Below are 12,909 nucleotides of genomic sequence, written 5' to 3' on the forward strand. Positions count from 1 at the left end.
GCTGATCGCCCGCTGATCGCCAGCTGATCGTGCAGCGCGGGCCCGGCCACCCCGGCCGTGCGAGGATCGCCGCCGTGCATCCCGCAGACAGCTCCGCCCCTGCCAGCCGCACCGGCACCACCCACGCCGCCGACATCGTGGTCGTCGGAGCCGGCCTCGCGGGGCTGGTCGCCGCGGCCGAGGCGGCCGACGCCGGCCGGTCCGTGATCCTGCTCGACCAGGAGCCCGAGCAGTCCCTGGGCGGCCAGGCGTTCTGGAGCTTCGGCGGCCTCTTCCTCGTCGACAGTCCGGAGCAGCGCCGGATGCGGGTCCGCGACTCCCGCGAGCTCGCGTGGCAGGACTGGCTGGGGAGCGCGCAGTTCGACCGGGACGAGGACCGCTGGCCGCGCGCGTGGGCCGAGGCGTACGTCGACTTCGCGGCCGGCGAGAAGCGGGCCTGGCTGCGCGACCACGGCCACCGGCTGTTCCCGATCGTCGGCTGGGCCGAGCGCGGCGACGGCCGCGCCGACGGCCACGGCAACTCGGTGCCGCGCTTCCACATCACCTGGGGGACCGGGCCCGGCCTGGTCGAGCCGTTCGAGCGTCGGGTGCGCGCGCACGCCGAGGCGGGACGGATCCGGCTCGCCTTCCGGCACCGGGTCGACGGCCTGGTCGTCGAGGACGGCACAGCGGTCGGCGTGCACGGTGCGGTGCTCGAGCCCAGCGACGTCGCGCGGGGACGGCCGAGCAGCCGCACCGAGGTCGGCGGCTTCGAGGTCCGCGCCTCGGCCGTCGTGGTCACCAGCGGCGGCATCGGGGCCAACCACGACCTGGTCCGCAAGGCCTGGCCGGCCCGGCTCGGCGAGCCGCCGCGGCGGATGATCAGCGGAGTCCCGGCCCACGTCGACGGCCGGATGCTGCAGATCGCCGACGACGCCGGCGCGAACGTCATCAACCCCGACCGGATGTGGCACTACGTCGAGGGCATCCGCAACTGGGACCCGGTCTGGGAGAACCACGGCATCCGGATCCTGCCGGGGCCCTCCTCGCTGTGGCTGGACGCGACCGGCAGGCGGCTGCCCGCGCCGTACTTCCCCGGCTTCGACACCCTCGGGACCCTGCGCCACCTGCGGCAGACCGGCCACGACTACTCCTGGTTCGTGCTCACCCAGAGGATCATCGAGAAGGAGTTCGCGCTCTCCGGCTCCGAGCAGAACCCGGACCTGACCGGCCGCGACCTCCCGCTCCTGCTGTCCCGGCTCAAGAAGGGCGCTCCCGGACCGGTCGAGGCGTTCAAGCAGCACGGCGAGGACTTCGTCGTCGCGGACACGCTCAGCGAGCTGGTCGTCGGCATGAACAAGGTCGGCGACCCCGGACCCGACGGCGCCGAGCTGATCGAGGAGTCCGCGCTGCGCACGCTGATCGAGCAGCGCGACCGCGAGATCGACAACGCCTACACCAAGGACGCCCAGATCACCGCGATGCGCGGCGCCCGCAACTACCTGGGCGACAAGCTGATCCGGGTCGCCACCCCGCACCGGATCCTGGACCCGAAGGCCGGGCCACTGATCGCCGTGCGCCTGCACATCCTCTCCCGCAAGACCCTCGGCGGGCTCGAGACCGACCTCGGCGGGCGCTGCCTGCGCGCGGACGGCACCCCGTTCCCCGGCCTGTACGCCGCGGGCGAGGTCAGCGGCTTCGGCGGCGGCGGGATGATGGGCTACAACGCGCTCGAGGGCACCTTCCTCGGCGGCTGCCTGTTCTCCGGGCGCGCCGCCGGCCGGGCCGCCGCGCAGGACGTCTGAGGAGCCACCGATGATCGTCACCTTCGACCTGTTCAGCGCGCTGACCGACAGCCGCCGCGGCGGCTCCGCGTTCTTCGCCGACCTCGCCGCCCGGCACGGGTGGGACCTCACCGGCGAGCAGGCCTACGACCGCTGGGACCGGCACAACAAGGCGCTCCAGCGCACCGCCCGGGCCCCGGAGACCTTCCACGAGGTGTCGCTGCGCGCGCTCACCGCGGCGTACGCCGAGCTCGGGCTACCGGTCGACCGGGCCGGCGCGGACCTGGCCGCCCTCGAGGACTCGGTGGCCGACTGGCCGCTGTGGCCCGACGTCGCCCCGGCGGTGCGGGCCGTGGCGGAGCGGCACCGCGTCGGCCTGCTCTCGAACGTCGATGACCCGCTGGCGCGCCGGACCCGCGCGCACGCGCTCGTGGACCCGGAGCTGGTGCTGACCTCGCAGCGGCTGGGCGCCTACAAGCCGGACCCGGAGATCTACCGCGCGGCGGCCCGGGCGGTCGCGCCGGAGCCGCTCGTGCACGTCGCCGCCTCCGGCCGCGACGTCCGGGGGGCGCTGGAGGCCGGGCTGGCGACGGTGCGGCTGGTGCGGCCCGGACACGTCCTGGACGCAGCAGGTCCGCGGCCGCCGCTCGAGATCGAGGACGCCGCGGACCTGCTGGCGGTGCTGGAGGAGCTCTAGGCGGTCGGCACGACCATCAGGCCCCAGACCACGATCGGGGCGACCACGACGATCGTCATGCCCCACTGCATGAGCCGCTTGAAGACCATCTCCCGGTCGGCGGGCTCGGAGTTCGCGACGACCAGGGCGCCGTTCGTGGAGAACGGGCTGCAGTCGACGACCGAGCTGGAGATCGCCAGCGCGGCGATCAGCGCGATCGCGTTGACCTGGTCGGTGAGCAGGAACGGCACGGCGAGCGGGATCAGCGCGCCGATGATCCCGGTGGTGGAGGCGAACGCGGAGACCACGGCGCCGATCAGGCAGATCAGCAGCGCCGCGACCAGCGGTGCCCCGACCTCGGCGACCCGGTCGCCGAGCCAGTCGACGACGCCCTGGTTCTGCAGCAGGTTGACGTAGGTGACGATGCCGCCGATGAGCAGCACGGTGCCCCAGCTGATCTTCTCGACAGCGCCCTTGGCGGACGTCGGGAAGACCAGGGTCAGCACGACCGCGATCGTGAGCGCGGTGAAGCCGACGTCGAGGTCGAAGCCGAGGGCGCCGACCATCAGCGCGAGCAGGCCGAGCAGGGTGACGATGCGCTGCGGGTTGAGGCTGGTGACGTCGTCCTCGGCGTCGTCCGCGCCGACGGTGCGGGTGGCCTCGACCGCGGAGTGCGGGGTGCCGGGGGTGCGCGCGTGGGTGGCCTGCCGGCTCACGGCCTCCGCCTCGGCGGCCATCTCGCCGACCTGGACGTCCTCGCGCCCGCGGGCGATCAGCTGCCGGCCGCCGAGCGTGAGGTAGGTGATCACCGCGATCAGGGTGGCCGCCAGGAACGTGGAGCAGAACAGGAAGAGCTGGTTGCCCGGCAGGTCGTTGCCGTCGACGACGCCGTTGGTGATGCTGCCGAAGATGCCGATGGGGGAGAAGCTGCCGGCGGTCGCGCCCTGCACGACCATCATGCCCATCATCACCGGGTGGATCTGGTAGCGCATGGCGAAGCCCATGGCGACCGGGGCCACGATCGCGACCGCGGCCGGGCTGACAGCACCGATCGCGGTGACCGCGGCGCAGACCAGGAACATCGCCCACGGGACCAGCGCCACGCGGCCGCCGACGGCCCGGACCGCCCCGTGCACGATCCAGTCGACGGTGCCGTTGTTCTTGGCGAGCGCGAACAGGTAGGTGACGCCCACCAGGATCACGAAGAGCTCGCTGGGGAAGCCGGCCAGGATGTCGTCGACCTCGAGGTCGTAGACGGTCAGGCCGACGACGTACGCCGCGACGAGCGCGAGCGCACCCATGTTCACGCCGCGGATCGTGGCGACGAGGAAGACGACCGCCAAGACGGCGAGGGAGATCAGTTCGTGTGACACCGAGATTCCGTTCTGGGAAGAGGCGCACCGGTGTGGCGGCCGTCGCATACCCAATCCGGCCGTGCGCTGGCCTGTCAAAGTGACCGGGGTCTCGGTCCGCGCGGGGTCCGCCGCGGGACCCGGGGTCGATATCGTCGCGTCGTGCCTGCTACGACGTCGTCCGAGTTCGACACCCACACCGCCGTCCGCCCCGACGGCCCGGGACGGTACGCCGCGGAGCTGGCGTCGGGCTGGGAGGTCGGCGGCGGCCTCAACGGCGGCTATCTGCTGGCCACGATCGGGACCGCGGTGCGCGCTGCGGTGCCGGACAAGCCGGACCCGCTCGCGATCAGCGCCCACTACGTCTCGGCCTCCGTCGCGGGGCCGGCGGCCATCGAGGTCGACGTACGCCGCGAGGGCGGCACGACCGCGACGGTCGCGGCCGACCTGAGCCAGGACGGCGCCCCCCGGATCACGGCGCTCGTGACCTGCGGCGACCTCGGCCGGCTCAGCGGCCCCGAGCGGGTGACCGCGACCGAGCCGGACCTGCCGCCGCGCGAGCAGTGCGTGCCCAACACCCTCGCGCCGCCGGAGCTGCGGGCCGTCGCGCCGCTGATGGACCGCTTCGAGATGCTCTTCCACCCCGACCAGGTCGGCTGGACGGTCGGTCGGCCCAGCCGCAACGGCGTGCTCAGCGCCTGGTTCCGGCTGCCCGACCGCGAGCCCGACCCGCTCGCGCTGCTCCTGGTCGTCGACGCGCTGCCGCCGGTGACCTTCGACCTCGGGCTGCCCGGCTGGGCGCCCACCCTCGAGCTGACCGCCCACGTGCGGGCGCGCCCGGCTCCGGGCTGGCTGAAGGTCTGCCACCGCAGCCGGGTGCTGGCGGGCGGGCTGTTCGAGGAGGACGCCGAGGTCTGGGACTCCGCCGGTCGCCTGGTCGCCCAGAGCCGTCAGCTCGCGCTGGCGCCCCGGCAGGGCTGAGGCCCGGCCGCGCCCGTCGGGGTCTCGACGCGCTCGTCGCTGGCGCTCCTCGCGGCTCGACCACCGAGGTCCTCAGCGGTCGAACCAGGTGCGGGGCATCGCGTAGATCCAGCGCTTGTGCGGGTGCTCGGTGACCGACCACAGCAGGTCGGTCTCGGGCCACCAGGTGAGGTCCTCGGGGCCCATCGGGGCGGCCCACCGGAACCGGCGCAGCGCCCCCGGCCCGCCCACATGCACGGAGCCGGGCGTGGTGGGCCCGTGCGAGGTGGTCACGTAGTGCCTGCCCGCGGCGACCACGACGCCCTGGCTGCGCGGCGGCAGCGCCTCGGCGGCGAGGTCGGGCCGGGAGAACCCGTCCGGGTCGACGCCCAGCGTCTGCGTCTCCGGGTCGACGGCGAACCGCGCGAGCCGGCGGGTCTGGCTCCGGTTGCCGTACTCGCCGACGACCAGCGCCGGCGGCGAGGTCTCGCGGTCCAGGGACAGGAACGAGAAGCGCAGCCGCTCCACCCCCTCGTCGGCCCCCTCCTCCGGAACCGCGCGGTAGGAGTAGCGCACCGGCAGCAGGTAGCGGTAGCCGGAGGCCGCCAGCGGGCTGCCGTCGGGCACCCGGAGCAGGTCGTCGATCCGGCAGGTGTGGAAGCCCCGCCCGGTCGCCGCGACGTGCAGATGCTCGCCGTCCCAGACGATCCCGCCGGCGTGCACGCTCAGCGGGGCCACGCCGGGGACGCCGTCCTCGAGGGTCGGCTGCATGAGCAGCACGTGCCGGTAGCGGCGGGTGTCGAGGTCGAGGACCGAGATCCGGGCGCCCTCCTGCCGCTTGGAGTACCAGCTGACCAGCAGCAGCGGGGGCACGTCGCTCCGGCCGGCCTCGGCCGAGGAGGTGATGCCCTGCGGCCACCAACCGAGGTCGCGGCGGTCGGCGGCGTCCCAGGTCAGGGCCCGCCGGACCGCCAGCCCGGGGGCCCAGCCGCGCCGGGCCCGCCGGTTCAGGTCGCCGAGCAGCGTCGGCAGCGCGACCCGGCCGCCGACCGCCCGGGCCAGCGCGTCGATCTGCGCGGCGTTCTCGGCGGTGCGGCTCAGGCGCACGCCGGCTGGAGTTCCGCCCATGGGGGCACGGTATCCACCCGGCACTACCCTCGGACCTCGTGGAGGCTGCAACAAGGACCGTGGTGGCCGCGGCGATCATGCAGAACGGCCGGGTGCTCGCGACCCGGCGTACGGCGCCCCCGGAGCTCGCCGGGCGCTGGGAGCTCCCCGGCGGCAAGGTCGAGCCGGGGGAGCGGCCCGACGACGCCGTGGAGCGCGAGATCGCCGAGGAGCTCGGCTGCGGCATCGAGGTGACCGGGTGGCTCGCGGGGGCCGTGCCCATCGGCAGCGCCCACGTGCTCCGGGTCGCGACGGCGCGGCTGACCGGTGTCGAGCCCGCGCCGGGCGAGCACGACGCCCTGCGCTGGCTGGGGCCCGACGAGCTCGACCCCGCCCACCCCGACGCGGTCGACTGGCTGGAGCCGGACCGGCCGTTCCTCACCGAGCTCGCCGCGCTGCTGCGGGACCGCCCGGCCGGCACCGGCCTGCGCGCGATCCTGTTCGAGGAGGACGACGCCCGCGCGGTCCTGGCCCGACTGCGCGCCGACGGGTACGACGCCGAGCTGGTCCGGGAGCGGCTGGCCGGGGAGGACGACGACGAGGACCACCCGTGGGCGGTGCTCAGCGACGCCCCCGAGCCGGTGCTCGAGCTGCTGGTCGACGAGCACGACGGCTGGCTGGACCGGGAACACCAGGACCCGGCGGGTGGTTCGACCAGGCACGACCCCCTGGAGCTCCCGACGGAGCCCCGCCGCCTCCACCGTCCCTAGGATCGAGCCCATGACCGCTGCGCCCCCTGCCGATCAGTCTCCCGACCAGCGCCTCCTGCTCGTCCACGCCCACCCCGACGACGAGTCGATCGGCAACGGCGCGACGATGGCCCGCTACGTCGCGGAGGGCCGCGGAGTCACGCTGGTGACCTGCACCGGCGGCGAGATGGGCGAGATCCTCGTCCCCGACCTCGAGCACCTCGGCGCCGACCGGGAGGACCGACTCGGCGAGCACCGGCGCGGCGAGCTCGCCGACGCGATGAAGGCGCTCGGGGTCACCGACCACCGCTACCTCGGCGGCTTCGGTCGCTACCGCGACTCCGGGATGAAGTGGCACGAGGACGGCCATGCGGTCGCCGCCGACGACCTCCACGAGAACGCGTTCTGGGCCGCCGACCTGACCGAGGCCGCCAACGCGCTGGTGGAGATCATCCGCGAGGTGCGTCCGCAGGTGCTGGTCACCTACGACGAGTTCGGCGGCTACGGCCACCCCGACCACATCCAGGCCCACCGCGTCGCGATGTACGCCGCCCAGCTGGCCGCGGTCCCCTCCTACCGCCTCGACCTCGGGGAGCCCTGGGAGATCGCCAAGATCTACTGGAACGCGATGTCCGAGAGCCGGATGCGCGAGGGGCTGCGCGCGCTGCGGGACGCCGGCGACGAGACCAGCTTCGAGGGCATGGACCCCGACGGCCCGCTGCCGCACTTCGTCACCCCCGACGAGCAGCTCTCCGCCGTCGTCGACGGAGCCGAGCAGTCCGAGGCGAAGATGGCGGCGCTGGCCGCCCACGCCACGCAGATCACCACCGACGGCCCCTTCTTCGCGCTGAGCAACAACGTCGGCCAGACCGCGTGGGCGCTGGAGTTCTACCGGATCGCGAAGGGCCGGCGCGGCGAGCTGGACGAGAACGGGCTCGAGACCGACCTGTTCGCCGGCCTGTAGGCGTGGACCCCGCCCCGGCGCTCCGCTCCGCGGGGCGGGTGCTCGTGCCGCTGCTGGCGCTGGTCCTGGGCCTCGCCACCGCGCTGGCCACCGTGGCCGTGCACGGCCGCTGGTGGGGGCTCGCGCTCGGTCTGGCCGCCACGGTCGCGGCCGCGGTCGCGCTGCCCCCCGGGCGCTGCCGGGTGGCGTACGCCGTGGGGTGGGCGGCGATGCTGGGCTACCTGGTGGTCCCGCGGGGCGAGGGCGACTACGCGGTGGGCGGCAATGTGCCCGGGTACACGCTGCTGGTGGCGGCCCTGCTGCTGGTCGTGGCCGCGCTCGTGACGCTCCCGCGGCCCGGCGAGGCCGGAGAACAGCCGGGTTCTCCCTAAGATGTCCCGGTGACGAAGACCGAGGCGCCCCCCGTTCGCGAGAAGGCCGGCGGACGCGTCGTCTGGTTCGTGGTGCTCGCCCTGGTGCTGCTGGTGGGTGGCGGCTGGGCCGCGGCGTACGCCTTCGCCGGCGACGAGGTGCCCCACGGAACCACGATCGCGGGTGTCGACATCGGCGGGCAGACCCCCGACGAGGCGCGGCGCACCCTCGAGGACGAGCTCGCCGAGCGGGTCGCCGACCCGATCACCGTCCGCGTCGACGGCGGCGAGGAGCAGGTCTCGCCCCAGGAGGCCGGCCTCAGCGTCGACTACGCCGGCTCGGTCCGGGCCGCCGGTGGCGGCCGGGGCTGGAACCCGGCCGACCTGTGGGACCACTACACCGGCGGCGACGACCTGGACCCGGTGGTCGACGTCGACCCCGGCGCGATGGCCGAGCTGCTGGATCGGCTGACCGGCGAGGTCGGGACGCCGCCGCGTGACGGCGACCTGCGCTTCGAGGACGGCAAGGTCGAGATCGTCGAGCCGCGCGCCGGCGAGCAGGTGGACCCGGCCGAGGCCGAGGCGGCGCTGGTCGCGGCGTACCTCGACCCCGAGCCGGTCGCCACCCTGGAGCTGCACACCACCGAGCCCGACATCGACGACGCGGACGTCCAGCGGGCGCTCGACGAGTTCGCGAACCCGGCGATGTCGGCGCCGGTCACGCTGGTCTTCGGCAAGTCCCCGGTCGAGCTCGCGCCGCGCCAGTTCGGCCCCACCCTCCGGATGAAGGCGGAGGACGGCGTCCTGGTGGGCGCGGTCGACGAGAAGGCCCTCGGCGCGCTGGTCGCTGGTGCGGTCGGCAAGGAGGACGCGCCGGTGGACGCCACCGTGGAGCTGCGCGGCAACAAGCCGCGCGTCGTACCGGCGAAGCCCGGCGTGACCTACGACCCGGCGAGCATCACCGCCAGCTTCCTCGGCCTGGTCACCGCCCCCGAGGGCGAGCGGCGCACGGAGATCGAGGCGAGCGTCGCGGAGCCCGAGTTCACCACCGAGGACGCCCGCGCGCTGGGCATCAAGGAGCAGGTCTCGAAGTTCACGACCTACTACCCGCCCGCGTCCTACCGCGACACCAACATCGGGCGGGCCGCCGAGCTGATCGACGGCACCGTGCTGAAGCCGGGGGAGACCTTCTCGCTCAACGACACGGTCGGCGAGCGGACGGCCGAGAACGGCTTCACCACCGGCACGATCATCAGCAACGGGATCTTCAAGGAGGACCTCGGCGGCGGGGTCTCGCAGATGGCCACGACGCTGTTCAACGCCGCGTTCTTCGCGGGCCTCGAGGACGTCGAGCACAAGCCGCACTCGGTCTACATCGACCGCTACCCGGTCGGCCGGGAGGCCACCGTGGCCTGGGGCGCCGTCGACCTGCGCTTCCGCAACGACACCGACCACGGCATCCTCATCGACGCCAAGGTCGCCAAGAGCGCCGGCCGGTCCCAGGGCGTGGTGACGGTGCGGATGTGGTCGACGAAGGTCTGGAAGATCACCACCACGACCTCGCAGCGCTACAACTACACCGCTCCGGCGACCCAGGTGCTGCGCACCGACAGCTGCCTGCCGAACACCGGCTACCAGGGGTTCGACGTCGACGTGAAGCGGTTCTTCACCCCGGTCGGCGAGGACCGGGTGGTGCGCACCGAGAAGTTCCACACGACCTACATCCCCTCCGACACGATCGTCTGCAAGCCGCCGCAGGCTCCGAGTCCCCGACGCGGCCGAGGCTGAGGCCTGCTTCCTGGGGCCTGCTTCCTGGGGCGGGCCCTCAGCAGCGCACGGTGCCGGCGACGACCTCGACGCGGGTGACGCCGGGGTCCTCGATGCCGCCAGCGCTGTCCCGGGCCCGGGTCAGCAGCGTGTAGGTGCCGGCCGCGGCGGGACGCCACGGGTGCTCCCACTCCAGCCCGGCGGACGTCTCGTTGGCGCCGGTGAGCGTGGTCTCCTCCCACGTCTCGCCGCCGTCGGTGCTGAGCTCGACGACGCTGATCGTCGCGCCGGCCGACCAGGCCCGGCCGCGGAGCACCACCAGGTCCGCACACCGCGGGCTGCCCACGTGGGCGAGCGTGCTGGAGGGGGACGGGGTGCCCTGGGCGGGGGCGGGCTCGGGAGACATGCTGTAACCATACAAAGAAAGTAGGGTTGATTCAGCAGGTGGACCGCGCGCGGGTCGCGGGCCCCGGGTCGGCCCTCGGGTCGGCTCTCGGGCCGGCCCTCAGCCCGGGGCGGTCAGGTAGCGGCAGGTGTGGTGCCGCTCCAGGCCCAGGCCCCCGTACAGCGCCAGGGCCGGCGCGTTGTCGGTCTCCACGTGCAGCCACACGGTCGTCGCGCCGCGCTCGGCGCCCCACTCCAGCAGCTCGTCGAGGACGACGCCGGCCAGGCCGCGGCGGCGATGGTCGCTGGCGACGTTGAGCTCGTGCAGGCCCAGCCAGTCCCCGTCGAGGGTGGCTCGCCCGGCGGCCACGACGGCGTCGTCGAGATCGGGGTCCCGCACGACGGCCTGCGCCAGGTCGCCCGAGACCTCGAGCCGCGCCTCGCGGTCGGGCGCGCCGGACGTCCGGTCCCGGCGGGCGCGGCGGGACCGGCGGACCCGCGACAGCGCCGCCAGGCGCAGCTCCGCCTCGCCGTGCGGGAGGTGCTGCCAGCCGCGGTCCAGCAGGGCCTCCTCGATCTCGGAGTCGGCCTCGACCTGGGCGAGCGCCGGGCGGTCCCGCTCCGCGTAGAACCGCAGCACGGCCTCGATCGCCTCGTCGTACGGCGCGCCGGGGTCGCCCAGCGCCAGGCAGGAGTTGGCGCGCTTGCGCGGCCGGCCCCGGGGGGCCGGGTCGCTGCGCAGCAGCCACTCGCCCAGCGGGGCGACCTCGATGCCGGGGAACAGGGCCAGCACGTGCTGCTCGGCGTCGCGGGCGCTGGTGCGGTGGCGCACCGAGGGTCGTGGGGGGACCGGCTTGCCGGAGACGATCTCGGCGAGCGGGATGGTCACCGGGGCGCCGTCCTCGGGCTGCACGGTGCACGCGGTGGCGTCCCAGGACGTGCAGGTGCCGAGCAGATCGGTCATCGCCGGTCCGCCGGTGGGGCCGGTCTCGCCGGGCAGCAGCCGGCGTACGACGATCCGCTGGCCGACGACGTGGGGGCCCAGGCCGTGGCGGCCGGTGTTCGCATGCTGGGGTTCCGGCTCGTCGGGCACGGCGGGATACTAGGCTGTCGTCGTTCGCCCACCCCGATCCGCGCCCATCGTGGGCTCCCCAGGAGGAACCGGTGACGTACGTCATCTCGCAGCCGTGTGTCGACGTGAAGGACCGCGCCTGCGTCGACGAGTGCCCCGTCGACTGCATCTACGAGGGCAAGCGGATGCTCTACATCCACCCGGACGAGTGCGTCGACTGCGGTGCCTGCGAGCCGGTCTGCCCGGTGGAGGCGATCTTCTACGAGGACGACGTCCCGGAGGAGTCGAAGGCCTACTACGACGCGAACGTGCAGTTCTTCGACGACCTGGGCTCGCCCGGCGGTGCCGCCAAGATGGGTGAGATCGACAAGGACCACCCGATGATCGCGGCGCTGCCTCCGCAGAACCAGGGCGACTGACGCCCGTGGCTCGCACCCGGGTCTCCGAGCGACTTCCGGAGTTCCCCTGGGACCGGCTCACGACGTACGCCGCACGGGCTCGGGCGCACCCGGACGGCATCGTCGACCTGTCGGTCGGCACCCCGGTCGACCCGACCCCGTCGGTCGTCCAGGAGGCGCTGCGCGGGGCTGCGGACTCGCCCGGCTACCCGACGACGATCGGGCTGGCCTCGACCCGGCAGGCCTGCATCGACTGGCTGGAGCGCCGGCACGGCGTGACCGGTCTCGGGCTGGACCAGGTGCTCCCGGTGATCGGCTCCAAGGAGCTGATCGCCTCGATGCCCGGCCACCTCGGCATCGGTCCCGGTGACCTGATCGGCTACCCGGAGCTGTCCTACCCGACCTACGAGGTCGGGGCGGTGCTCTGCGGTGCCGACGCGCTGGCCACGGACGCGCTCACGGCGTTCGGCCCGCAGGTCCCGGCGCTGCTGTGGCTGAACTCCCCGTCGAACCCGTCCGGCCGCGTGCTGCCGGTCGAGCACCTGCGCAAGGTCGTCGACTGGTGCCGCGAGCGCGGCACGCTGCTGGTCTCCGACGAGTGCTACCTGGAGTGCGCCTGGGAGACCGAGGACGGCTGGCCGGTCTCGGTGCTGCACCCCGATGTCTGCGGCGGCTCGACCGAGGGGATCCTCGCGGTCCACTCGCTCTCGAAGCGCTCGAACCTCGCGGGCTACCGCTGCGCGTTCGTCGCCGGCGACGCGGCAGTGGTCGGCGAGCTGCTCGCGGTGCGCAAGAACCTCGGACTCCAGATGCCCGGCCCGCAGCAGGTGGCGATGAAGGCCGCGCTCGACGACGACGCGCACGCCCTGGAGCAGCACGCGCGGTACGCCGCGCGCCGGGCCAAGCTGCGCGAGGCGCTGCTCGGGGCCGGCTTCCGCATCGACCACTCCGAGGCGTCGCTGTACCTCTGGGCGACCCGCGACGAGGACTGCTGGGAGACCGTGGCCTGGCTCGCCGACCGCGGCATCCTGGCCGCTCCCGGCATCTTCTACGGCGCCGCCGGGAGCCGGCACGTCCGCGTGGCCTTCACCGCCACCGACGAGCGCGTCGACGCAGCGCTGGCCCGCCTGGCCTGAGCCGACCCGCTGGTCGAGCCGCGAGCGCAGCGAGCGTGTCGAGACCACTCAGGGCTCGACACGTCCTCGCCCAGGGGCTCGGACGGCTCGACCAGCGAGACCCCCCGGAAAACTGGTGGGGTTGGAACAACTGGTGGGTTCGGGGCCGGAATTGAGCCCAGAACGGAGCCGTTGTCGGCAGTTTTCGCTCCACCCGTCCGCCACCCCACCAGTTTTTCCGGGGCGACGGCG

13 protein-coding genes are annotated in these 12,909 nt (G+C 74.0%); 9 read left to right on the forward strand and 4 right to left on the reverse strand.

Translation table 11 applies throughout. The features are described from left to right. The first annotated feature begins 74 nt into the window (after positions 1-74). Entirely contained in the window at positions 75-1,784 is a 1,710-nt protein-coding gene (locus tag EBO35_RS04290; RefSeq protein ID WP_122816622.1) for an FAD-binding dehydrogenase, read from the forward strand. Between the two features lie 10 nt (positions 1,785-1,794). Further along, positions 1,795-2,460: an HAD-IA family hydrolase gene (locus EBO35_RS04295; RefSeq protein WP_122816623.1), complete on the forward strand. Its 666-nt coding sequence runs from the start codon at positions 1,795-1,797 to the stop codon at positions 2,458-2,460. Here the strand turns inward: EBO35_RS04295 and EBO35_RS04300 are convergent. Next, positions 2,457-3,812 (reverse strand): SLC13 family permease, encoded by a 1,356-nt coding sequence (locus tag EBO35_RS04300; protein ID WP_206422662.1) that lies wholly within the window; start codon positions 3,810-3,812, stop codon positions 2,457-2,459. The genes EBO35_RS04295 and EBO35_RS04300 overlap by 4 nt on opposite strands. Positions 3,813-3,953: 141 nt before the next feature. Between EBO35_RS04300 and EBO35_RS04305 the strand changes: the two genes are divergently transcribed. Next, positions 3,954-4,772, forward strand: a complete 819-nt coding sequence (locus tag EBO35_RS04305; protein ID WP_122816625.1) for a thioesterase family protein — start codon at positions 3,954-3,956, stop codon at positions 4,770-4,772. Positions 4,773-4,844: 72 nt separating this feature from the next. On the opposite strand, the gene EBO35_RS04310 is transcribed toward EBO35_RS04305, so the two are convergent. Further along, positions 4,845-5,879 (reverse strand): hypothetical protein, encoded by a 1,035-nt coding sequence (locus EBO35_RS04310; RefSeq protein WP_164477802.1) that lies wholly within the window; start codon positions 5,877-5,879, stop codon positions 4,845-4,847. Positions 5,880-5,917: 38 nt separating this feature from the next. On the opposite strand from EBO35_RS04310, the gene EBO35_RS04315 reads away from it, so the two are divergent. From EBO35_RS04315 to EBO35_RS04330, 4 genes are read left to right on the forward strand one after another with little or no spacing between them, the layout of a single operon-like run. Further along, positions 5,918-6,628: a (deoxy)nucleoside triphosphate pyrophosphohydrolase gene (locus EBO35_RS04315; RefSeq protein WP_241153858.1), complete on the forward strand. Its 711-nt coding sequence runs from the start codon at positions 5,918-5,920 to the stop codon at positions 6,626-6,628. Positions 6,629-6,638: 10 nt separating this feature from the next. After that, on the forward strand, positions 6,639-7,571 hold the full coding sequence (gene mshB / locus EBO35_RS04320) for an N-acetyl-1-D-myo-inositol-2-amino-2-deoxy-alpha-D-glucopyranoside deacetylase (protein WP_122816627.1): 933 nt from the start codon (positions 6,639-6,641) through the stop codon (positions 7,569-7,571). Between the two features lie 2 nt (positions 7,572-7,573). After that, positions 7,574-7,942, forward strand: coding sequence for a hypothetical protein (locus tag EBO35_RS04325; RefSeq protein WP_122816628.1), 369 nt, complete (start codon positions 7,574-7,576; stop codon positions 7,940-7,942). Between the two features lie 9 nt (positions 7,943-7,951). After that, positions 7,952-9,709 carry a VanW family protein gene (locus EBO35_RS04330; protein WP_122816629.1) on the forward strand — a complete coding sequence of 586 codons (1,758 nt, stop codon included), beginning with the start codon at positions 7,952-7,954 and terminating at the stop codon, positions 9,707-9,709. A gap of 37 nt (positions 9,710-9,746) precedes the next feature. Here the strand turns inward: EBO35_RS04330 and EBO35_RS04335 are convergent, their stop codons facing one another. Together EBO35_RS04335 and EBO35_RS04340 are read right to left on the reverse strand one after the other, a co-directional pair. Next, entirely contained in the window at positions 9,747-10,094 is a 348-nt protein-coding gene (locus tag EBO35_RS04335; protein WP_122816630.1) for a molybdopterin-binding protein, read from the reverse strand. Between the two features lie 99 nt (positions 10,095-10,193). Beyond that, positions 10,194-11,165, reverse strand: coding sequence for a GNAT family N-acetyltransferase (locus EBO35_RS04340; RefSeq protein WP_122816631.1), 972 nt, complete (start codon positions 11,163-11,165; stop codon positions 10,194-10,196). A 71-nt stretch (positions 11,166-11,236) separates the two neighbouring features. Between EBO35_RS04340 and fdxA the strand changes: the two genes are divergently transcribed. Beyond that, positions 11,237-11,563, forward strand: coding sequence for a ferredoxin (gene fdxA / locus EBO35_RS04345; protein ID WP_122816632.1), 327 nt, complete (start codon positions 11,237-11,239; stop codon positions 11,561-11,563). 5 nt (positions 11,564-11,568) lie between these two features. After that, positions 11,569-12,678 carry a succinyldiaminopimelate transaminase gene (dapC, locus tag EBO35_RS04350; RefSeq protein ID WP_206422663.1) on the forward strand — a complete coding sequence of 370 codons (1,110 nt, stop codon included), beginning with the start codon at positions 11,569-11,571 and terminating at the stop codon, positions 12,676-12,678. Positions 12,679-12,909: the final 231 nt, after the last annotated feature.

It is taken from the genome of Nocardioides pantholopis (assembly GCF_003710085.1).
GTDB classification, from domain to species: Bacteria; Actinomycetota; Actinomycetes; order Propionibacteriales; family Nocardioidaceae; genus Nocardioides; species Nocardioides pantholopis.